The 20,944-nt window shown below is 44.3% G+C and carries 18 protein-coding genes; 12 read left to right on the top strand and 6 right to left on the bottom strand.

Translation table 11 applies throughout. From position 1 onward, the window contains the following. Positions 1-222: 222 nt before the first annotated feature. The 3 genes from ABDD94_RS22315 to ABDD94_RS22305 all read left to right on the top strand — a co-directional run bounded on the left by ABDD94_RS22315 (position 223) and on the right by ABDD94_RS22305 (position 3,170). Complete coding sequence (locus tag ABDD94_RS22315) at positions 223-1,647, top strand: glycogen/starch synthase (RefSeq protein ID WP_345954086.1); 1,425 nt, start codon at positions 223-225, stop codon at positions 1,645-1,647. Next, entirely contained in the window at positions 1,644-2,906 is a 1,263-nt protein-coding gene (locus tag ABDD94_RS22310; protein ID WP_345949923.1) for a glucose-1-phosphate adenylyltransferase, read from the top strand. Before ABDD94_RS22315 ends, ABDD94_RS22310 begins: the two co-directional genes overlap by 4 nt. 75 nt (positions 2,907-2,981) lie before the next feature. After that, positions 2,982-3,170, top strand: coding sequence for a hypothetical protein (locus ABDD94_RS22305; protein ID WP_345949924.1), 189 nt, complete (start codon positions 2,982-2,984; stop codon positions 3,168-3,170). Positions 3,171-3,374: 204 nt separating this feature from the next. Here the strand turns inward: ABDD94_RS22305 and ABDD94_RS22300 are convergent, their stop codons facing one another. The 3 genes from ABDD94_RS22300 to ABDD94_RS22290 form a co-directional block, all read right to left on the bottom strand. Beyond that, on the bottom strand, positions 3,375-4,052 hold the full coding sequence (locus ABDD94_RS22300) for a metal-dependent hydrolase (protein ID WP_345949925.1): 678 nt from the start codon (positions 4,050-4,052) through the stop codon (positions 3,375-3,377). A gap of 102 nt (positions 4,053-4,154) precedes the next feature. Then, entirely contained in the window at positions 4,155-4,460 is a 306-nt protein-coding gene (locus ABDD94_RS22295) for a YbaB/EbfC family nucleoid-associated protein (protein ID WP_345954085.1), read from the bottom strand. 101 nt (positions 4,461-4,561) lie between these two features. Continuing rightward, positions 4,562-5,764, bottom strand: coding sequence for a serine hydrolase domain-containing protein (locus tag ABDD94_RS22290; protein WP_345949927.1), 1,203 nt, complete (start codon positions 5,762-5,764; stop codon positions 4,562-4,564). A 380-nt stretch (positions 5,765-6,144) separates the two neighbouring features. Here ABDD94_RS22290 and ABDD94_RS22285 point away from each other — a divergent pair, with 380 nt between their 5' ends. The 7 genes from ABDD94_RS22285 (at position 6,145) to ABDD94_RS22255 (ending at position 16,946) form a co-directional block, all read left to right on the top strand. Further along, positions 6,145-9,429, top strand: a complete 3,285-nt coding sequence (locus ABDD94_RS22285; protein ID WP_345954084.1) for a SusC/RagA family TonB-linked outer membrane protein — start codon at positions 6,145-6,147, stop codon at positions 9,427-9,429. Positions 9,430-9,439: 10 nt separating this feature from the next. Beyond that, complete coding sequence (locus ABDD94_RS22280; RefSeq protein ID WP_345954083.1) at positions 9,440-11,008, top strand: SusD/RagB family nutrient-binding outer membrane lipoprotein; 1,569 nt, start codon at positions 9,440-9,442, stop codon at positions 11,006-11,008. A gap of 19 nt (positions 11,009-11,027) precedes the next feature. Next, entirely contained in the window at positions 11,028-12,632 is a 1,605-nt protein-coding gene (locus ABDD94_RS22275; protein ID WP_345954082.1) for a DUF5689 domain-containing protein, read from the top strand. 108 nt (positions 12,633-12,740) lie between these two features. Then, the gene (locus ABDD94_RS22270; protein ID WP_345954081.1) at positions 12,741-14,135 is read left to right on the top strand and encodes a calcineurin-like phosphoesterase family protein; all 1,395 of its coding nucleotides are present in this window, start codon (positions 12,741-12,743) and stop codon (positions 14,133-14,135) included. A gap of 136 nt (positions 14,136-14,271) precedes the next feature. Continuing rightward, a complete protein-coding gene (locus ABDD94_RS22265) occupies positions 14,272-15,168 on the top strand; it encodes a glycerophosphodiester phosphodiesterase family protein (protein ID WP_345954080.1) in 897 nt (298 codons plus the stop codon). Positions 15,169-15,288: 120 nt separating this feature from the next. Next, positions 15,289-16,464 carry a formylglycine-generating enzyme family protein gene (locus ABDD94_RS22260; protein ID WP_345954079.1) on the top strand — a complete coding sequence of 392 codons (1,176 nt, stop codon included), beginning with the start codon at positions 15,289-15,291 and terminating at the stop codon, positions 16,462-16,464. A gap of 131 nt (positions 16,465-16,595) precedes the next feature. Then, complete coding sequence (locus ABDD94_RS22255; protein WP_345949934.1) at positions 16,596-16,946, top strand: hypothetical protein; 351 nt, start codon at positions 16,596-16,598, stop codon at positions 16,944-16,946. Between the two features lie 74 nt (positions 16,947-17,020). Here ABDD94_RS22255 and ABDD94_RS22250 read toward each other — a convergent pair whose 3' ends face one another. Beyond that, positions 17,021-17,434: a transcriptional regulator gene (locus ABDD94_RS22250; RefSeq protein WP_345954078.1), complete on the bottom strand. Its 414-nt coding sequence runs from the start codon at positions 17,432-17,434 to the stop codon at positions 17,021-17,023. A 6-nt stretch (positions 17,435-17,440) separates the two neighbouring features. Continuing rightward, positions 17,441-17,881 (bottom strand): SRPBCC domain-containing protein, encoded by a 441-nt coding sequence (locus tag ABDD94_RS22245; RefSeq protein WP_345954077.1) that lies wholly within the window; start codon positions 17,879-17,881, stop codon positions 17,441-17,443. 148 nt (positions 17,882-18,029) lie between these two features. On the opposite strand from ABDD94_RS22245, the gene ABDD94_RS22240 reads away from it, so the two are divergent. Further along, the gene (locus tag ABDD94_RS22240; protein WP_345949937.1) at positions 18,030-18,248 is read left to right on the top strand and encodes a hypothetical protein; all 219 of its coding nucleotides are present in this window, start codon (positions 18,030-18,032) and stop codon (positions 18,246-18,248) included. Here the strand turns inward: ABDD94_RS22240 and ABDD94_RS22235 are convergent. Continuing rightward, positions 18,245-18,466: a hypothetical protein gene (locus ABDD94_RS22235; protein WP_345949938.1), complete on the bottom strand. Its 222-nt coding sequence runs from the start codon at positions 18,464-18,466 to the stop codon at positions 18,245-18,247. The genes ABDD94_RS22240 and ABDD94_RS22235 overlap by 4 nt on opposite strands. Before the next feature lie 152 nt (positions 18,467-18,618). Between ABDD94_RS22235 and ABDD94_RS22230 the strand changes: the two genes are divergently transcribed. Then, positions 18,619-20,868: a Tex family protein gene (locus ABDD94_RS22230; protein WP_345954076.1), complete on the top strand. Its 2,250-nt coding sequence runs from the start codon at positions 18,619-18,621 to the stop codon at positions 20,866-20,868. Positions 20,869-20,944: the final 76 nt, after the last annotated feature.

The raw sequence follows: 20,944 nt of genomic DNA, 5'->3' as shown, positions 1-20,944 counted from the left end.
GGGTTATAACACCTGTAAGTTTAATATTGTTTATAAAATGCTGCTACTGTGGATACAAGATGCAAAAGGGCCTGATTACGCACTAACTGTATTAAATCTGCGTACACTAAGCCCGGTATATCACACAATAAATAGCAGTTTTGTCAAAACACATTTATTACTTACAGGTTGTATTTTGGTAAGCAAACTTTTGCTTACATTGGAGGCAATTATACCTATAAAATGAAAGTTTATCACTTAGCGGCAGAGTGCTATCCTGTAGCCAAGGTTGGCGGATTGGCTGATGTTGTGGGCGCCTTGCCTAAGTACCAAAATGAGGCTGGTTTACAAGCCGCTGTAGTATTGCCTTATTACGACCGTAAGTTTGTGCAAGAGAGCGAGTTTGATGTAGTATTTGAAGCGTCGAACCTGCTGGGCGCTAAACGTTACGAGTTTGAGATTTGGAAAGAACGAACCAATAAGCTCGGTTTCGAACTTTTTTTGATTTATATGCCCGGGCTGCTTGATCGCCCTGAGGTGTATAGCTATCCCGATGAACGCGAACAATTTATTGCCTTTCAGCTGGCCTTTTTAGACTGGATCAACTGGTCGCAGCAAAAGCCTGACGTGATTCATTGCCACGATCATCACGTTGGCCTTATTCCGTTTTTATTACAACACTCGGCCCTTTACAAGCGCCTGGCTAAAACCACTACGGTATTTACTATACATAACGGGCAGTATCACGGCGCTTTTGGGTACGATAAATTTGACTATCTGCCCGAGGTTGACATGGCTTATGCCGGTTTGCTGGACTGGGGAGGCGGTATCAACCCGCTGGCCTGCGCCATTAAATGTTGCGATAAGTATACTGCCGTTTCGCCCAGTTACCTGCACGAGCTTTCTATCAACTCAAACGGGCTGGAGTACTTGTTTTACATCGAAGGGGCAAAAGGCATGGGCATTATTAACGGGATTGATACTGAAGTATGGAACCCTGTAGCCGACCCTATGATTGCCGGGCCTATTGATGCTAAAGAGCCCGATGCAGGCAAACTGGCCAACAAGCAAGCTTTATGTGAACGCTTTGGCCTTGATGTGAATAAACCTCTGGTATCTTTTATTGGCCGTTTGGTAATTGAAAAGGGTGCAGATTTATTGCCCCAGGCCTTAACCCAAAGCCTGCGCGAACATGCAGGCGATTTAAATGTGCTGGTTTTAGGCGCAGGTGATAAAGATACCGAGGCGGCATTGGTACAATTAAATGAGCAGTTTCCGGATAGTTATAAAACTTACATAGGTTATAATGAAGCCCTGGCGCACCTCATTTATGCCGGCAGTGATTTTTTGCTGATGCCGTCGCGGGTGGAGCCTTGCGGGCTTAACCAGCTGTATGCTTTACGCTATGGTACAGTACCTATAGTGCGCCGTACCGGCGGCCTTATTGACACAGTTGTTGACTTTGGTGACGAAGGTGGCTATGGTATTTGCTTTAACCAAAGCAGTGTAGATGATATTACCCACTCGGTACGCCGGGCAATTGAACTTTACAAGAACCATGAACACCTGCATTTGTTACGTAAACGTATGATGGCCCTTGATTTCTCCTGGACCCAATCGGCCAAACAGTACAACCAATTATATGAAAGCTTAAATCCAATTATATGAACTCCAAAGTAATCAGCATAGTGCTTGGCGGGGGCCAGGGAACACGCTTATTTCCGCTCACAGCTACCCGGTCAAAACCAGCAGTACCTATTGCAGGTAAGTATCGCTTGGTTGATATTCCTATTTCTAACTGTTTACACTCGGGTTTCGAGCGTATTTTTGTATTAACACAATTTAACTCGGCATCGCTTAACAAGCATATTAAGAACACCTACCATTTCAGCAGCTTTAGCGATTCATTTGTTGATATATTGGCGGCCGAACAAACACCTTCAAACGTGGGATGGTTTCAGGGTACAGCCGATGCCGTGAGGCAAAGTCTGCACCATTTAAGTGTTCATGAATTTGATTATGTGCTTATCCTGTCTGGCGACCAGCTCTACCAACTGGATTTTAAAGACATGGTTGAGTCGCATATCCGTAGCAAAGCCGATATTTCTATTGCTACCATTCCGGTGCATGCTAATGATGTTCCCGGTTTTGGCATCTTAAGAACCAATGAGGAAAGTGAAATCACTGATTTTATTGAAAAGCCTAAAAGCAATTTCGAAAGCTGGGCATCAGAGGTAAGCGAAGAAATGGCAGCGCAGGGGCGTTTTTACCTGGCCTCAATGGGGATCTACATTTTTAACCGTAAAACCCTGTATGAGCTTTTGCAAGGTAATGAGCACCCTGATTTTGGTAAGGAGATCATTCCGCAGTCTATCAAAACGCATAAAGTAACCAGCTATCAGTATGAGGGCTATTGGGAGGATATAGGTACTATACCATCATTCTTTGAAGCCAACCTGGGCCTAACGGATGACATACCACAGTTTAACCTGTTTGATAAGCGCCATATTTTTACGCGCGCACGTATGCTGCCACCATCTAAAATATCGGGCACTTTGTTAGAAAGGTCCATTATTTCTGATGGGTGTATTATTAACGCCAGCCGTATAAAACGCTCTATTATAGGTATACGTACCCGTATAGGTTTTGATACCGATATTGAGAATTGCTATGTAATGGGTGGCGATAACTACCAAACCCTGGAGCAAATAGAAGAGCTTAAAGCCAGCAATTCGCCTATTATGGGCATTGGCGACCGGTGTAAGATTAAAAATGCGATCATCGATAAAAATGCACATATAGGAAACGATGTGTGTATTAACTGCGGTGAAAAGCTGGAAGATGGCGATTATGGTGCTTATACTGTGCAAGATGGTATCGTAGTTGTGAAAAAGCGTGCTATCATACCAAATGGAACAGTAATATAAAGTTTTGATATGCAGCAACATATGGAGAGTCGCGTTGTTTAATAATTAACTATTAATCAAATTAATGCAGCTGTTATGAAAAAAGTATGTTGTATGATTGCCTTAGCGGCAATCTCGTTCGGAACCGTTTTTGCACATGGTATTACCCCGGCAAAAGCTGGCGTTATGCAGACCGACACTACTAAAAAGAAAAAGAAAGACGGCAAAATGAAGAAGAAAGGTAAAAGGGATACTACAAAGAAAGACACCATGTCGAAAATGTAAGACCTCCTGATTCTTCCCCCGAGGTAGAAGATTAAGACAAGAAAGCCAGGCTCATTACAGCCTGGCTTTCTTGTTTTATTTCTTTTAGGTTTTTCGTTATCTCAGATAATAAATAGGAGATATCTTGTTTTTCATGCACCTCGCACTAATAACAGCGTTTCGTATCTGCGACTCAAAACGAAGGGAGCGGTTGGCATATAGTTTTTAAAGCTCCATGCTATCGCCAATAGCGGGAAGCTTTAAGTTAAGGCCGGCTTTAAGAAATTTCTCCAGTGCTTCATTCTTATCGATTTTAATAACCGGCATAGTATCATAATGCACACCTATAACGTCTTTACAGCCAATAAAATCGGCCGCCTTAATGGCGTCATCAATACCCATGGTATAGTTATCGCCTATTGGCAATATTGCCCAGCTTAACTCCTCTTCGGCCAGTAGCTTCATATCATAGGTAAGCGCTGTATCACCTGCAAAGTAAATCTTTTTACCCTCGGCATATATAACAAAGCCTGCCGGTACGCCGCCGTAGCTGCCATCTGGCATAGAGCTGGAATGTAAAGCGTATACCATTTTAACACGGCCAAAATCAAAGTTAAAACTGCCACCAATGTTCATGCCATGCGCATCGGCCACGCCCTGGTTGCCTAACCAGGCAGCTATCTCTGCAATACAGATCACCTTGGCGCCGCTGTTTTTTTGAATGGGCAGTAAATCGGCCACGTGGTCGCCGTGCCCGTGCGAAATTAATATGTAATCTGGCTTTAGCTGGTTAATATCAATATGCTTAGCCAGTTCATTTGGTGTAATAAATGGGTCGAACAACAGGGTTTTTCCACCCGTTTGTATCTCAACGGTAGAGTGTCCGTAATAGGTGAGTTTCATAAGTGCTAATTTGATTTATGCTGCAAATGTATAACTTGTTGTTTAAACATGCATTTGAATACAATGTTTGCTACCGGAAATTAGGGAACTTTCGGTTAGATATTACTTACCAAACATGCTGCCCAAATCGCCAAACATTTCTTTGGTCATGGCCGCTGTTTCGGCTTGGCTTACGTTTTCGGCTTGCTCAAGCGCTTTATTTACAGCAATTACGAGCAGTTCTTCCAACTCTTCTTTATCAGCATCTCTTAAAAAGGCATCATCAATAGCAATGCTTTGCAAAACCTTATTGCCATTGGCTGACACCGTAATTTTTCCACCCTCAGCGGTGCCAGTTACAGTAATAGCATCCAGGCGTTTTTTAACTTCGCCTGCTTTTTGCTGTGCTTCAAATAGTTTATCGAACATAATGTACTTATTAAGTTATTCCGTTAATGATAGCTAAATTGTGGCTGTATCGGTAGGTAGGTAAGCGTACCAAGCAAATAGCTCTGCAACTTGTAACCCACTTAGTCATCGGCTGTTTCGCCGGTACCACGGTAGGCGCCCTTGCGAACCACGGGCATGCCGGTCATTTTATACAAATCGTCCAGGTGCAGCAAGCTGCCGTTTACTAAGTTACCTAACAAAACAATGGTCACATCGTTTTTCATATCGCGTAAAAAAATGTGCCTGAAACCATGCCACCAGCCGGTATGATATACCACCTTCTCGTTAGGCCCTTCAAAAATACGCCAGCCGTAACCATAATTAAAATGACCGCGAATAGCCGGATTACGACCTGTATAGGCCGAATCCTGCGTGGCTGGTTTGATTAAGCGGCCGGCTTTCAGCGCCTGGTCAAACAGGTACAAATCGCCAATGGTGCTGTAAATGCCTTTATCACCTACGGGCCCATCTAAAAAGTTTTGGGCAACCGAGTAGCGCCAGCTGTTGCGGTCATGTCCAACCACGTCAACCGGTATTTTATCATAGGTAGCTTTGGAGTATACAGCCGTATGGGTCATGCCTGCGGGTTTAAATACGTTTTGCTGCATATATTGAGCATAGGGCATGCCGGTTACTTTCTCAATAATAGACCCCAATACCATGTAGTTGGAGTTGTTGTATAAGAAGCGCTTATTGGGTTGATTAAACGGTGCAGGTTTATATTGTGCAATCAGGTCCATAACCTCTCTGTTGGTGATGCCTTTTTGCTGGTTTAAGTGCTGTGAGCGGTACAAACCATCCACAAAGTAAACATAGTTCATCATGCCCGAGCGGTGGGTAAGCAGCAGGCGTATAGTAACACCCTGATAAGGAAAGTTCGGAAAAAAGTCCCGAACGTCCTGGTCGAGCTTTATTTTGCCTTGCTCCCACAACTGCATTATCGCAGTGCCGGTCATGGTTTTGGATACGGATGCCAGTTCAAATTTCGAATCTAGTTTAAGGCTGTCGCGTGTGAGATGATTAGCCCAGCCAAATGCGCCTTCATAAATGATCTTTCCTTTTTTAGCTACCAGCACATTGCCATTAAATGCGCTTTTTTGGTGCAGGTGCTGCATAAAAGCATCAATTTCTTTGTCAGCATCTTTAGGATTGTACTTTAAAAGTTTTTGCGGCTCAAAAGGCTTATCGTTGTGTGCAACGCTATTTTTTTTGGAGTGAGAGCAGGACGAAAACAACCCCAGGACCATTGCCCCAGCTAACATACTTTTATACAGTAACTTCATAATTCGATATACACACTTAAAACGATCGCGAAAATCAGAAAATTATACCGCAGGCAGAAAGTAAAGTTCAAATAAATTTTAGTTTAAGTTAAAGCAGGGTTATAAAACGGTTAAACCTGTTTTTACTTCCTGTTAAGATTGCCTTATAAGAAATAGCTGCAAGTTGTTTCGTTGCTTCGGTATTTATCAGATATCAAAATTATTCCTTCAAAATATTCTTCTTATCTCAAATATGTTACAAATCATTGCCAAAATGGTAATGTAACCATCACGCACTTTTAACATTCCCTTAACAGCCTTTTTCAACTTTTGCCTGAAAGTAAATACACGCAAACTAAGCGCTCCAAACACAACAGGAACAAGTACTACAGGCATTAATTATGAAAAAAACTTTTACTTATTTTAAAAGTAGGCTTTCCATAAACATCGTATTCCCGCGGCGGGGTTATACTATGCAATTGGTTGGCCTGCTGGCAATGATTGCGGCGGCAACAGCCACAGTTGCTCCTGCAACGGCTGTAGCTGGTACATTGCAAGCGCAGCCACGCACCGTTATGGTGAGCGGTACAGTGATTGATAATGATGATTCAGAACCGCTTATAGGCGTTACTATTAGCGATAATCAAAAAAGAACACTTACTGTAACCAATGTTACCGGTAGTTTCACGGTTAGGGTGCCGGTAGGTACCGAAATAAATATTGGTTATGTAGGCTACACAACGCAAAAGTTTACATTAAACAATAACCAGCAGAAGCTTACTGTGCGCCTTAAGCGTGGCTCAAGCGAGTTAAACGAGGTTGTTGTTACCGCACTGGGCATCAGAAGAGATAAAAGGGCGTTAGGTTACTCAGCTTCGCAGGTAGACAGCAGCGCATTTACAAACGCTCCGGCCAGTAACTGGACAGATGCATTATCGGGAAAAGTAGCTGGCTTGAACTTGGTAAGAAACAGCGGCCCTGCCGGATCGAACAAAATTATTTTACGGGGAGAGAATAACCTTACCGGAGATAATGAGGCGCTTATTGTGATTGACGGTGTAGTGGCAAGTAGCTCTTCACGAAGAACAGCTGCATCATCGGGCGGTGTATATGGTACCTCTGGTGATATCATGCCTCCCGACTTCGGTTCTGCTTTGAACGACTTAAATCCTGAGGATATTGAAAGCGTAACCGTGTTAAAAGGCCCTGGCGCATCCGCGCTTTATGGCCAACGGGGTGCAAATGGTGCCATCATCATCACCACCAAATCGGCTAAAGCAAAGAGAAAACTGAATATCACCCTTACTTCTGCCAACACCTGGGAGTCGGTTAACAAAAGCCCCGACAGGCAAAGTGATTTTGGATCAGGATTAGGTGGTGTAAATTATTACTCTTATGGAGATACTAATGATGGTGGCAGTACAAGTGGCACCAGTTCAACCTGGGGGGCACCCTTTACTGGCGGACGAAGTTATTTTCAATATGATCCGGAAACTCAAGCAAGAGGCCTGACCAGAACGCCATGGGTAGCTTACGAAGATCCGATTAAATCATTTTTTAAAACAGGATTTGAAACGTTAAACTCTATAACCATAGATGGTGGCTCGAAAAAGGTAGGTATGCGGTTTTCTGCCAGCCATGGAAACGATAACTGGATTGTGCCAAATACTGGTTTAAATCGTACTAATATTTCGTTCTCGGCAAACAGTGAAGTTACCAAGAGATTAAATATTCAGCTTAAAGCTATTTACAACAACCGCAATAGTGATAACCTGCCAGCTACCGGTTATGGCAACCAGTCGTTAATGTACTGGTTCATGTTTGCTCAACCCAACGTTAATACCGATTGGTACAGGAATTACTGGGCAACCGGACAAGAGGGCCGAAAGTTTGTGAACATTACCACAACTAACCCTGAAGGTCCTTACGCCATTTCGGAGCAATACATCAATAAACAAGGCAGAAACGGTGTTATCGGAAACTTACAGGCCACCTACAAGCTAACCAATGAATTGAGCTTGATGTTACGTGGTTCAATAGATTACAATAAAGATGTGCGCGAAACACTGCGCCCCTGGGATGCTGCAGGTAACAAGTTTGCCCAAGGCTCTTACCGTGTGCAGGACATTAAATCGTATGAAATCAATGCCGATTTCTTGTTGAGATACAACAAAAAGATATCAAGATCTGTCCAAATGAATGCGTCGATTGGTGGTAGCCAGTTGCGTAATGAATATAAGAAATCTGAGCTCAGGGCTGATGGTTTGGTAATTCCGGGAGAATATAGATTAGATAATAATGCTAATCCTTTAATTTCGGTTCCGGATACCGCACGTTACCGCCTTAACAGTTTTTACGGCCTGGTGTCTTTTAGCCTGAAAAGCTATCTGTATCTGGATTTAACAGCCCGTCAGGATTGGAGCAGTACCTTGGCTACGCCGTTAAGAACAAATAATGTGGGCTTCTTCTATCCATCGGCAAGTGCCTCGTTTATTGCTTCAGATTTTTGGCACTTACCTAAATTCATTAACTATTTAAAATTAAGAGCATCTTTAGCTCAGGTGGGTAGTGGTAGTACCGTTCCTTACCGTACATCGTATAATTACACGCTTGCTTCTAACGGCATTTATCCGGATAGTGCGATGACTAATCCAGGTGTGTTGCCCAATCCAAACTTAAAGCCCTTAAAAACGACTACAACAGAGTTAGGTACCGAGATACATTTATTTAATAACCGGTTGAATTTCGATTTAGCAGTCTACAAAGGCAATACCAAAAATCAAATCTTAAACAGGGTTGTAGACCGTTCAACTGGTTATAACGTAGCCGTATTTAACGTAGGTAATGTTCAGAACAGAGGTATCGAAATTTCTTTGAGCGGCACACCTATACAAACCAAGAAGTTCTCTTGGCAGCTTACCGGTACGTTCACCGCCAATCGCAATAAAATAATGGAACTGGCAGATAGTTCTGTTGTGCTCAGAACAGGTCCTTTGGGCGGCGCAGCTATTGTAGCCAGCGTTGGCGGCAGCATGGGCGACTTATACGGAAGAGATATTGTGCGTGCTCCTGATGGTCAAATTCTTTATGATGCGGTTTCTGGAAATGCCAAGGCAGGTGATGCGCTTGTTTACCTGGGCAATACCATGCCTAAGTTCAGATTCAGCTTTGGTACTACGGTTACTTATCAGCGCTTCAGTTTGTCTGGGTTGTTTGATGCACAATTGGGTGCAGTAGCACATTCACTCACCTTTTCCAGGATGGCAGCGTTGGGTAAGCTAAAAATTACCGTACCCGGACGTTACAACGGCATTATTGGTGACGGTGTAGTACAAAACCCGGATGGAACTTACCGTCCTAACGATGTAATAGCCTCTAACGTAGAATCTTTTTATAACTCGTTATATGGCTCAGATCAGGCAGAAGGGAGCATATTCAAAACTGATTATTTAAAATTTAGAGAAGCCAACCTGTCTTACAACTTCGACACCAAGTTAGTAAGGAAGATTGGTGTTAATAAACTGAGTTTAGGTATATACGGACGTAACCTGTTCATCTGGTCGCCTTGGCCGGCGTTTGATCCTGAGTTTGGTACACTATCAGGTACCGATATTGTTCAGGGATTTGAAACAGGTCAGTTACCATCCACCAGAAGTTATGGATTTCGTTTAGTTGTAGGGATATAAAATAGGAATTATGAAATCGTTAAAGAAAATAACCAGCTATATATTACTGTCGGCCGTTACTGCTTTAGCTTCTTGTACAAAAGATTTTAATGAAGTAAATACCGACCCAATAGGTAAAACAAGTACCACAGCAAACCAGTTATTAGCGCCGGCGCTAGTGAATATTTTACAGGCTAATATGGTGCGTAACCGAGGCTTTAACAACGAGTTAATGCAGGTTACGGTAGATGTAAGTGATTCGGAGGGCAGAGTTTTTAGGTATGATGTAAGACGTAACTGGGCAGATTACACCTGGAACGCCTGGTATCCGGAATTGACCAACCTGCGCGATATATATACGATTGCCAGTCAACCCGGCTCAGAAAATTCATCATACAAAGGCATTTCGTTAATTACCCAGGCCTGGGTTTTTCAATTGCTAACTGATGTTTACGGCGATGTGCCTTACTCACAAGCTAATCAGGGCAAAGAAGGCAGTTTACAACCGGTGTACGATAAGCAAAAAGACATCTATCTTGATTTGTTTAACAAGCTGGAAGAGGCTAACAAGCTGTTGGCCGAAGGAAAGGAAATTATCAAAACAGGCGATCCGGTATACCAGGGCGATGTTAGCAAATGGCGCAGGTTTGGGAATTCGTTGTACCTGCGGTTGCTGCTTCGTGTTTCAGGCAAGGCAGAAGTCAGCTCACAGGTAATTGCCAAAATTAAGGAGATTGCCGAAACCAATAAGGGAAACTATCCTATTATGGAGGATAACACCCACACCGCAAAAATTTTGTGGAATGGAACTAACAGTAGTACTGCAGTATATTCTTCGCCATTGATGATTAACGTGCGGCCGGTTGACTTCAGAACGCCGGCTATCACCAGTTTCTTTTTAGGAAACCTCACCAACTGGGTTGATCCGCGTATTACTACCGCTACGTATGGCACTAATGGTTACAATAGGTTTGGCATTGCAAATGGCCCAAATGGTTTAGTTGGTGTACCAAGTGGTTATGATATTGGTTTGGGATTAACAAAGCAGGCTTATTTTTATTCTGACGCACAAAGCGCGGCTGTTACTTTGCAAACTGACCCATATACTGGCATCATCATGAACTGTGCCGAGGTTGATTTCATTTTAGCCGAGGCTGCTGCTAAAGGCTGGATTAGTGGAACGGGCGAAGCATATTATATTAAAGGTATTGGTGATGGATTAAATTACTGGTTGCCTAACTTTTTCAAAACAGCTTCAGACCCTGCTTTAATCGATTATATAACCAAAGCTGATATTGATTGGGATAACAGCTTGCCGCTGAATACCACTACACCGGGCACACCCAGCAAAATGGAGTTAATTCAGCTGCAGAAATATTACGCCATGTTTCTGGTCGATTTTCAACAATGGTTTGAGTATCGCAGAACGGGCCATCCTTTTCTTCCAAAAGGTACGGGTTTGGCTAATGGCGGCAGAATGCCTGCAAGGCTAAATTATCCTTTGGCTTCTCAATCAACAAACCCTACAAGCTATGCCAATGCGGTAGCATCGCAAGGCGCTGATGATATTAACACATTAGTTTGGTGGCAAAAACCATAATTATATCACACGATTTAATATGAAAAAGACAATACTTTATATTACTGCACTTTTGGTGATAGGTGCCGTTTGGATGGGTTGTAAGCGCGAAAGCGATTATATACCGATTACCGTTAGCCCATACATATCCTTATACGATTTACGCGAACTATACAGCGGCACGGACGTAACTTTAGCTAAAGAAAACATGTATGGATGCGATAAAATTACAGGAGTGGTAATCTCCGATTATGCACAAGGTAATTTGCCTCCCGGATTTTTGATATTGCAAGATAGACGCCGCCTTTCGCAACTAAGGGGTATTGCCATACCAATTGGTGCCGATGCTACAAAATTTGTATCGGGCGATTCGGTAGTTGTAACCGTAACCGGCGGTACATTAACCAGGGCCGATAACATATTACAAATCAAAAATATTCCGCTAAGCGCAATCAATAAAATAGCGAGCGGTAAGCCCATAGCTCCTAACCGGGTTAATAGCAGCGCCATTCTTGCCGATCCGCTTAAGTACGAAAGTACCTTAGTGACCATTGTAAAAGGTGGTTTTGACCCTATACCAACGCCTAGTGATAAGTTTGCCGGCAACAAATTTGTAAATGACGGTTTTGATAACATTACCCTGCATACCGAACCCGGCGCTGCATTTGCCAACAACGTTCTGCCGGTTAGTGCTAACTTCTACGGCATTGTGTATAATACTACCAGTGCCGATGGTAAGTTAACGCCTCAAATCAGGATGCGCAAAGCGGAGGATTCGCAACTGCTTAGTTCTACGATATCACTTACGCCAATTGTTATCAGCGGTTTCATCAACGACGTATCGGGCGGCGACGGAAATTATGAGTATATACAGTTGTTGGCCACACGCGATATCGATTTTGCGGTAACACCGTTTTCAGTAGTCGTTACTAACAATGCAGGCGGCTCTACACCAGGCGGCTTCCCGGCAAACGGCTGGGCTACGGGTGGTGGCTCTGTTGCAGTCGGTTCAACAGCAGCTACAACATTCCGTACCTTTAAGTTTAATTTAACACAAGGCACGGCCAAAAAAGGTACGTTCTTTTATGTAGGCGGGGCTGGTAAAATGATAAACGGATCATCTTCAACCAGCATGGCCTCATCTAACTGGATAAGGTCGTTTAACTATACCACTACCGATGGTGATGGTTTCGGCATACGTAATACCGGATTTTTTGCCAACAGTGGTAACGCATTTGGTATGGCTGTATTTAATGGTACAGCGGTAACTAAAGATAGTGAACCTATCGATGTGATGTTTGTGAGTACCGGCGGTAACCTGTTCTCAGCCGGCCCTCCGGCGCTAGGCTATAAAATAACCAACACCGATTTTTATGATGTGGTTAATCCAATTACCTTACAATCACAGCCGTATTACAGGCAGGGTACAAACACAACCGCCCTCACCTACACCACTCCTTCCGATCAGGGCTTTTATTATAAACTGGGCGGTACTTATAATACACGCTTAGGCAGGTGGGTAAAGGCCCGTACACAATCTATCATTCAGTTAACCAAAACATCATCAATTAACGAAATAGAAGCAGAGTTTCCGGTGGCAACTGCCGATAAGCCGGGCGTTGCACCTACCGGTTTGAAAGATTAATTAAATTGACCCCCTTGTAGCCGCACATGATATGAGCATGTGTGGCTATAGCATTATAGATAAATTTGGACGCTGGAACCTTATTAATCCGGACTATAAAAAAATAAAATGAACCGCAGACTATTTATACAACGATCGCTGATTTTAACCGGCGCGTTAACACTAAAATTCAGAAACACTTTCGGCTTTGGCAAAAGTGCAGCTATAACCGGTAAGGTAACTGCCGCAGGCAAGCCGCTGGCTAACGTGCTTGTATCAGACGGGTTTAACATTGTACCTACGGCGGCCGATGGTACTTACCAGCTTGCTACCGATGCAAAGGCCGAATTTGTGTTTATCAGCATACCCTCAGGATATGAGTTTCCGCACGAGCATTATATTGCCCGCCATTACCACCGCATAGCCGATGGTGGCAGCATGGACTTTACGCTTGTGCCCCTTAAAAAGAATGATAGTAAGCACACCTTCATCGTATGGGCCGACCCACAGGTAAAAAACAAAAAAGACGTTGCCCAAATGATGGCGCAATCGGTTCCTGATACACGTAAAACAGTTGAAAGCCTGAGCGGCGAGCTGGTACACGGTATAGGCGTAGGCGATTTGGTGTGGGATAACCATGAGTTGTTTGCCGATTACAATAAAGCCATAGGGCAGATAGGTGTACCGTTCTTTCAGGGCCTGGGCAACCATGATATGGATTACCGTTTGGGTGGCGATGAAACATCTGATCAGACTTTTAAGAAAATGTACGGCCCTACCTATTACTCCTTCAATCGCGGTCGGGCGCATTATGTAATGCTGGATGACGTGCGTTACCTGGGTAACGAGCGTGAGTACGACGGTTACATAACCGAGCAGCAGTTAAACTGGCTGGCTAAAGATTTAAAGTATGTAAAAAAGGATGATTTGCTGATCATTTGCCTGCACATACCGGTGTATAACCAGGTGAAAAACAACCAGGAATTGTACAAGCTGTTAAGACCATTCAAGAATGTGCATATCATGTCGGGTCACACGCATTACAATGCCAATAATATTGATGGCAATATTTATGAGCACAACCATGGTACTGTATGTGGCGCCTGGTGGACCGGGCCTGTTTGCGAAGATGGCACCCCGCGTGGTTACGCCGTTTACAATGTTGAGGGAAATGACATGAAGTGGTATTACAAAGCGATGGATACCGATAAATCGAACCAGTTATCGCTTTATATAGACGAGCAGAAAAAGCTAACCGCTAATGTTTATAACTGGGATCCGCAATGGAAAATAGAGTATTACATTGACGGCCAGTACAAAGGTGTGCTGAAAAATCAGCAAGGGCTTGATCCGGTTGCCACAAAGCTTTACCAGGGCGATATGTTACCCGCCGGCCGTCATTTCCCTGAGCCACGGCAAACCGACCACTTGTTTGTAATGCAGTTGGGCAAGGATGCTAAAAAAGTAAAGGTGGTAGCTACCGACCGCTTTGGCAACAAGTACGAGCGCGAAATGGAATCGTAAAAAAGACTAAAAATGTTTCTTAAATATTAATTTCATTCGGGGCTGAAGCGAGGTATTTATGCGCTGTACTATAACAGCGCATAAATACCTCACTTTCGTTCGGGATGACAACCTTATTAATACTTATTTGAATTTTATGAAGGCAGTAATGAGCTTTGCTATAATTGCCCTGATGCTGGCAGCACATAGCTCCAACGCACAAAAAGCCGCTCCTGCTTTTCCGGTATTTGATACCGAGGCACACCGGGGAGGTCGTGGTTTGCAGCCTGAAAATACGATACCGGCCATGCTCAACGCGGTTGCCCTGGGTGTAACCACACTGGAAATGGATGCGCATATTACTGCTGACGGTAAAGTGGTTTTATCGCATGATGACGCGTTTAACCCCCTCTTTGCCTTAACGGAAGACGGGAAAGAGATAACCAAGGCAGATGCGCACAAGTACGCCTTGTACCGAATGAAATATGCGGATATAGCCCGGTTCGATGTAGGTTCAAAGCCTTATGATAAGTTTCCGCAGCAACAAAAGCTTAAAGCGCATATCCCATTGCTGGCTGATGTGATTGACAGCGTGCAGGCAAAAATTAAAAAAGCCGGCAAACCACAGGTTTTCTATAACATTGAAACCAAAAGCAAGCCGGAAGGTGATGGCATTTATAACCCCGACCCGGAAAAATTTGTGCAGTTACTAATGGAAGTAATTGAAAAGAAAAAGATTACGCCTTACATAGTTATTCAGTCGTTTGATAAGCGTACCATACAGGTGCTGCATCAAAAATATCCGCAGGTAAAAACATCTTTTCTTGTCGAAAATAAAAATACACTTGAATCTAATTTAACCGATATCGGCTTTACGCCCTACATTTACAGTCCTAACTATAAACTGGTAACGGCCGATATGGTTAAAACCTGCCATCAAAAAGGTATTAAGGTTATTCCCTGGACAGTGAATACGCTGGAAGAAATTGCAGCATTGAAAGCCCTGGGTGTCGACGGCATTATTTCTGACTATCCAAACTTATTGGTAAAGTAGCTGCTCATATATCAACCTGCTATCAAGACTACCGCAGTGATGCAGCGCTAATATTGTTTGAAAACGCTCCTGTAAATAGGTAGCTTAGCTTTGTGCAAAATGACACATTGCTAAAGGAAAATGTTTGAAGGAATAGTTTGTAAGCAAAAGGGTTTAAAATCTTTTTTAAAGGCAGCTTTGAGTGTGCTGATAGGTTGTAGTATAGCAGCCTGCCGTCAGCCCGAAAATAAATCTACCAGTCAACCAAAACAGCAGGAAGAGCCCAAAAACAAGAAAAAAGCGCTGTGTTGTGAATCTAATATACCATCGCGGTTTGCCGGCGCACGGTTGGAGCAGCCGAAGCCATTAACATCAGTAGCTGACTTAAAAGCGCATACCGGCATGGTTTGGATTGCTGGCGGAACCTATCAGATGGGAGGCGACAACAATGAGGCCTCGGCCGATGAGTACCCTAAGCACCGGGTAGCCGTAGGCGGCTTTTGGATGGATGCAACAGAAGTAACCAACGCCGAGTTTGAAGCGTTTGTAAAGGCTACCGGTTACATCACTACTGCCGAAAAAAAGCCCGACTGGAATGAGCTGAAGAAGCAGATGCCACCCGGCACTCCCGAGCCCCCCGACAGTTTAATGGTTGCCGCCTCGCTGGTATTTCACCCCACTAAGAACGAAGTTAATCTAAACGACTACAGCCAATGGTGGACCTGGCAAAAGGGGGCAAACTGGCGGCACCCACATGGGCCGGGCAGCAGTATTAAAGGTCGTAGCAATTACCCCGTAACGCAGGTTTCATGGTTCGATGCGCAGGCTTACTGCCGCTGGGCAGGCAAACGCCTGCCTACCGAAGCCGAGTGGGAATGGGCCGCAAGGGGCGGTTTGCCGGGCAAGGTATATCCATGGGGTAACGAGCCCGTTACGGCGGGCATAGCTAAAGCCAATATTTGGGAGGGTAACTTTCCGTACAAGAATACGCTGAAAGACAAATACTACCTTGCATCTCCTGCAAAAACTTTTAAGGCTAATGGCTATGGCTTATATGATATGGCTGGCAACGTGTGGGAATGGTGCAGCGATTTCTATCACCCCGATTATTACAGAACAAGCCCCACTGAAAACCCGCAAGGACCTCAAAACAGTTTTGATCCGCAAGAGCCGTATGCTGTTAAGCGCGTAATACGTGGCGGCTCATTTTTATGCAATAACAGTTATTGTTCGGGTTTCCGCGTGGCGCGCCGTATGAAAAGTACAGAAGATAGCGGAATGGAACACTTAGGATTTAGGTGTGTAACCGATAAATAATTGATTTGAGTTTGCTTGTAAGTAGATTGGTTTAAGGGCAACGAAACAAAATCTAATAAAATATAGTACTTTGTATTGCATATTACTATGTTTTATTTACCTTTGTGCTGTGCCCCAAAATCTTACATCAAATGAAAAGGTTAATCTTACTGCTTGTTACTATGGTAGGCCTCCTGATTGGTTCATGCCATCACCGAAAAATCACTAAAATGTCTATTTGGACTAATGCCGATTATTTAAAAATTGAATACAGCGGCAATATTGTGTTTAATGACGCCAATACAGACATTGTGTACATATCGCCCAATGGGTACTTTAAGTGCAAGAACAAGGAAGATGAATTGATTGCTCAAAGCACGGCAAAGAACCACATTGATTACGAATTAAACGGCGAACGGCAAAATGCGCAACTTAATACACAAGGGCGTATGTTGTTAAAAGATGCCATTAAAGAAATTGCCAAGCAGCGGCAAGCTAATTAAGCCGGTGCATGGTTCTGCATAACCATGCAAACAAGGTGCTGTGTAATCGCAGCTTGCATATTTATATAAGGTTATTATTCCGGCTTGTCTCTCAATTTAACCATACAAATTACATCATTGCCAATATAGCGCTCAATGCACCATGCTACCGGGTCTAATTGGTGTGTGTGCAGTAATTGTTGGAACGCGCTGCCTATAGCCTGTATGTTGTCCATAAAGTTATAGACAGTAAGTGTAATGTAATTGCCTCTTTCCATAATATAAGTTTCCAGGCCGTATGGCGTAGCTTCCTCTGGGTTAAGCCGTAATACGCCTGCCCGGTACACAATAGTGCCTCTGTCGGGTTTCGACAGCCCAAAAAACTCACGGTTGCTGCTGCCACCAATTAAACGCTCTAATTTTTTAAAAGCTGCTTCAATACCTTCCGGAAAAGAATCGGCCGTCACATACATAATGTGCAGGTCCTGGGGCTGATGGTAACTTTCCATACAATGCTATTTTGCCTCGGCCAGTTCTTTGATCTTATCCATTGCCGGGGGCCAGGTTTTCAAAAAGTAATCTTTAAAGTTAGCATCGCTATCCATCTCTATCACCAGCTCTGTCTGTCCGTTGGCCTCATTCAGCGTGTAATTTTCGTGTGCGCCGGCCCATTGTTTTACCTTGTCGCTTTCGGTATCCTCAACGCCGTCCTTCACCTCGCCCAAGTGTTCGAACGACATGTACTCTGGCTCGCGGCGCTCAGCAACGGTTGATACCATGCCTGAACCCTTGCCATCTAAAAACAGCACTTTACTACCTTGCTGCCAATCCGTTAAGGCATGCGAACCTTCACAAAAAGCGCTTGTCCACACCGGGTAAGTTTCATCGCTCCATAAAATGTTCCATACCGTTTTGCGCGGTGCCTTAATTAGGGTGTTAAAGGTTAACTTCTCCATGGCATTAGATTTTAAGGTTATTAACTCATGCAAAGATGGGGTATAGGGTTAAAATGCGTAAGGTGCATTTGCGACAAAACATGTGGGCAATTATGAATTAATTTGCTGCTGCCTACCTCTTTAGCCGAATAATTTTTATCTTTAAATTATGAAGTCGACCCTAACCCTCAGGCAAAAGCTTATCATCCCCTTTATCATTTTTACCGGAATGATAGTAGTGGGTGTACGGAGCATGTACAAAGGCATGTTGCTGCACCAAAACTGGCGCATTGCACTGGCCGCACTTGGTGTGGTTTGCTTTACTACCTTACTGGTGTTTTTGCTTATTACGGTATCGCGCGAGGAGAGGCTTAAAGCTAAAGTTTAACTGAACGCTTCTCTAAAGGCTACCATAATAGCCAGCCGTGTATTACGATCTAAGTCAACCTCTTCGGGCATGTCCGGGCGCTGCGGGCGGCCGGCTTTATATTCAATAGGAAACAGCGCCACAAACTGCTGCAGCGGCAACTCGTACTGTAACCATTCCGTTCTGTTATATATCTCCGCCAGCTTTAATTCAAATAACCGCACTTGCTGTGAATCCATGGAGCAAAGATAATTCTTAGAGCCAGGAAACAAGAAGCAAGAACTAAAACAGGCATCTATAAGATAAAATACGCACAAAAATCTTGGCTGTTGTCTCTTGTCTCCTGGCTCTTATATTTACTACCTTCGCCTTTTCAAACAGATACGTGTACATGATTAATCATTTTATAAAAATTGCGCAGGAGTTGTCGGTAGCCTCCAAGCAGGTAACGGCAACAGTGAGTTTATTAGATGAGGGGGCAACGGTTCCTTTCATTTCCCGCTACCGAAAAGAGCTAACGGGTAGCCTCGACGAAGTGCAGATTACCGCTATCCGCGACCGCATACAGCAACTGCGCGATTTGGATAAACGCCGCGAAGCCATTCTTAAATCACTTACCGACCTGGGCAAGCTAACGCCCGAATTGCAGAAGCAGATTGATGAGGCCGAGACCATGGTGACCCTTGAAGATATTTACCTGCCTTACCGCCCCAAACGCAAAACCCGGGCAACTGCCGCCCGTGAGAAAGGCCTGCAACCACTGGCCGATTTGGTAATTGTGCAAACGAAAGTTGACCTGCAAGCCGAGGCCAATAAATATGTAGATGCCGAAAAAGGTGTAAACACACCTGAAGAAGCCCTTGCCGGTGCCCGCGATATTATTGCCGAAACCATTAGTGAGCATGCCGAAATACGTGCTCAGCTACGTGAGCTGTTTATAGAAAAGGGTTCGTTTCAGGCTAAAGTTGTGCCCGGTAAAGAAGAGAGTGGTATAAAATATAAAGACTATTTCGACTGGACAGAGCCGGTTAAAACGGCGCCGTCTCACCGGGTACTGGCTATGCGCCGCGGCGAAAAAGAAGAGATATTATATCTGGATATACTGCCGCCAGAGGATGAGGCTATTGCGCTGTTAGACCGAACATTTGTTACAGCAAATAATTCATCATCAGACCAGGTGCGTTTGGCTATTGCCGATGGGTATAAACGCCTGCTTAAACCATCAATGGAAACTGAAGCCCGTTTGCTGACCAAAAAACGCGCCGATGAAGAGGCCATACGGGTGTTTGCAGAAAATGCCCGCCAGCTATTGCTGGCTGCACCACTAGGTCAGAAGCGGGTAATGGCTATTGATCCGGGTTTTCGTACCGGCTGTAAAGTGGTGTGTTTAGATGAGCAGGGTAAGCTGTTAGAATATACTGCCGTTTTCCCGCATACAGGTGCTGGGCAGGCACGCGAGGCCGAAAAAACGGTTAAGCACCTGTTTGAGACTTACAAAGTTGAGGCTATTGCTATTGGCAACGGCACGGCCGGTCGCGAAACGGAACTGTTTGTACGCAACCTGCAATTGCCGGGAGTTACGATTGTGATGGTTAACGAGAGCGGCGCTTCTATTTATTCTGCATCAGAAGTGGCGCGGGAAGAGTTTCCGGATAAGGATGTTACCGTGCGCGGTGCAGTATCAATTGGTCGGCGTTTAATGGACCCATTGGCTGAGCTTGTTAAAATCGATCCAAAATCTATTGGCGTTGGCCAGTATCAGCATGATGTGGATCAGAACAAGCTGCAAACCTCGCTGGATGACACAGTGATTAGTTGCGTGAACGCGGTTGGTGTAGAATTAAACACGGCGTCAAAACAAGTACTGGCTTACGTATCAGGCTTAGGTCCCCAATTGGCTCAGAATATTGTTGAATACCGTAACCAGAATGGTGCTTTTAAACGTCGCGAGCAGCTAAAAAAGGTGCCGCGCTTAGGCGACAAGGCATTTGAACAGGCGGCGGGTTTTCTGCGTATTCAGGGATCAGACAATCCGTTGGAGGCGAGCGGTGTTCACCCTGAGCGTTACAGCCTGGTTGAACAAATGGCTAAAGACAGCAATGCCTCCATACGCGATCTGATGACCAATGAAAAGCTGCGTAAGAGTATCCCATTACAAAAGTACGCGTCAGATAAGGTAGGCTTGCCTACCCTGAACGATATTATGGCCGAGCTGGCCAAACCGGGCCGCGATCCTCGTGAGCAGTTCGAAGCTTTTAGTTTTACCGAAGGTGTAAACGAGGTAAAAGATTTGAAAGTGGGGATGAAGCTGCCGGGCATTGTAACCAACATAACCAACTTTGGCGCCTTTGTAGATATTGGTGTACACCAGGACGGTTTAGTGCATTTAAGCCAGATAACCAACCGTTATATTAAAGACCCTAATGAAGTATTGAAGGTACACCAGCAGGTTGAAGTAACCGTTACCGAAGTGGATGTGAACCGCAAGCGGATATCACTCAGCATGAAAGAAAACGAGCCCAAAAACAATAACGGCACTGCCAGAAAGCCTTTGCCGTCTACGCAGCAAAACCGCGGCAAAAAAGAACCTGAAACGGATATGCAAAGCAAATTAGCCGCACTTAAAGCTAAGTTCAAATAGCGAGAGAGGTACTCTGCGAATGTGTCATTTCAAGCGGTAGCGAGAAATCTTTTCAAGGTAATTAGCGCGTATGCTA

The sequence above is a fragment of the Mucilaginibacter sp. PAMB04168 genome (assembly GCF_039634365.2).
GTDB lineage: Bacteria > Bacteroidota > Bacteroidia > Sphingobacteriales > Sphingobacteriaceae > Mucilaginibacter.
Note: the sequence above shows the minus strand (reverse complement) of the source record. Positions and strands in the feature narration are given on the sequence as shown.

Coding starts and splice junctions, on each gene's coding strand:
- ABDD94_RS22315 (WP_345954086.1), top strand. CDS start 223: ATGAAAGTTTATCACTTAGCGGCAGAGTGCTATCCTGTAGCCAAGGTT.
- ABDD94_RS22310 (WP_345949923.1), top strand. CDS start 1,644: ATGAACTCCAAAGTAATCAGCATAGTGCTTGGCGGGGGCCAGGGAACA.
- ABDD94_RS22305 (WP_345949924.1), top strand. CDS start 2,982: ATGAAAAAAGTATGTTGTATGATTGCCTTAGCGGCAATCTCGTTCGGA.
- ABDD94_RS22300 (WP_345949925.1), bottom strand. CDS start 4,052: ATGAAACTCACCTATTACGGACACTCTACCGTTGAGATACAAACGGGT.
- ABDD94_RS22295 (WP_345954085.1), bottom strand. CDS start 4,460: ATGTTCGATAAACTATTTGAAGCACAGCAAAAAGCAGGCGAAGTTAAA.
- ABDD94_RS22290 (WP_345949927.1), bottom strand. CDS start 5,764: ATGAAGTTACTGTATAAAAGTATGTTAGCTGGGGCAATGGTCCTGGGG.
- ABDD94_RS22285 (WP_345954084.1), top strand. CDS start 6,145: ATGAAAAAAACTTTTACTTATTTTAAAAGTAGGCTTTCCATAAACATC.
- ABDD94_RS22280 (WP_345954083.1), top strand. CDS start 9,440: ATGAAATCGTTAAAGAAAATAACCAGCTATATATTACTGTCGGCCGTT.
- ABDD94_RS22275 (WP_345954082.1), top strand. CDS start 11,028: ATGAAAAAGACAATACTTTATATTACTGCACTTTTGGTGATAGGTGCC.
- ABDD94_RS22270 (WP_345954081.1), top strand. CDS start 12,741: ATGAACCGCAGACTATTTATACAACGATCGCTGATTTTAACCGGCGCG.
- ABDD94_RS22265 (WP_345954080.1), top strand. CDS start 14,272: ATGAAGGCAGTAATGAGCTTTGCTATAATTGCCCTGATGCTGGCAGCA.
- ABDD94_RS22260 (WP_345954079.1), top strand. CDS start 15,289: ATGTTTGAAGGAATAGTTTGTAAGCAAAAGGGTTTAAAATCTTTTTTA.
- ABDD94_RS22255 (WP_345949934.1), top strand. CDS start 16,596: ATGAAAAGGTTAATCTTACTGCTTGTTACTATGGTAGGCCTCCTGATT.
- ABDD94_RS22250 (WP_345954078.1), bottom strand. CDS start 17,434: ATGGAAAGTTACCATCAGCCCCAGGACCTGCACATTATGTATGTGACG.
- ABDD94_RS22245 (WP_345954077.1), bottom strand. CDS start 17,881: ATGGAGAAGTTAACCTTTAACACCCTAATTAAGGCACCGCGCAAAACG.
- ABDD94_RS22240 (WP_345949937.1), top strand. CDS start 18,030: ATGAAGTCGACCCTAACCCTCAGGCAAAAGCTTATCATCCCCTTTATC.
- ABDD94_RS22235 (WP_345949938.1), bottom strand. CDS start 18,466: ATGGATTCACAGCAAGTGCGGTTATTTGAATTAAAGCTGGCGGAGATA.
- ABDD94_RS22230 (WP_345954076.1), top strand. CDS start 18,619: ATGATTAATCATTTTATAAAAATTGCGCAGGAGTTGTCGGTAGCCTCC.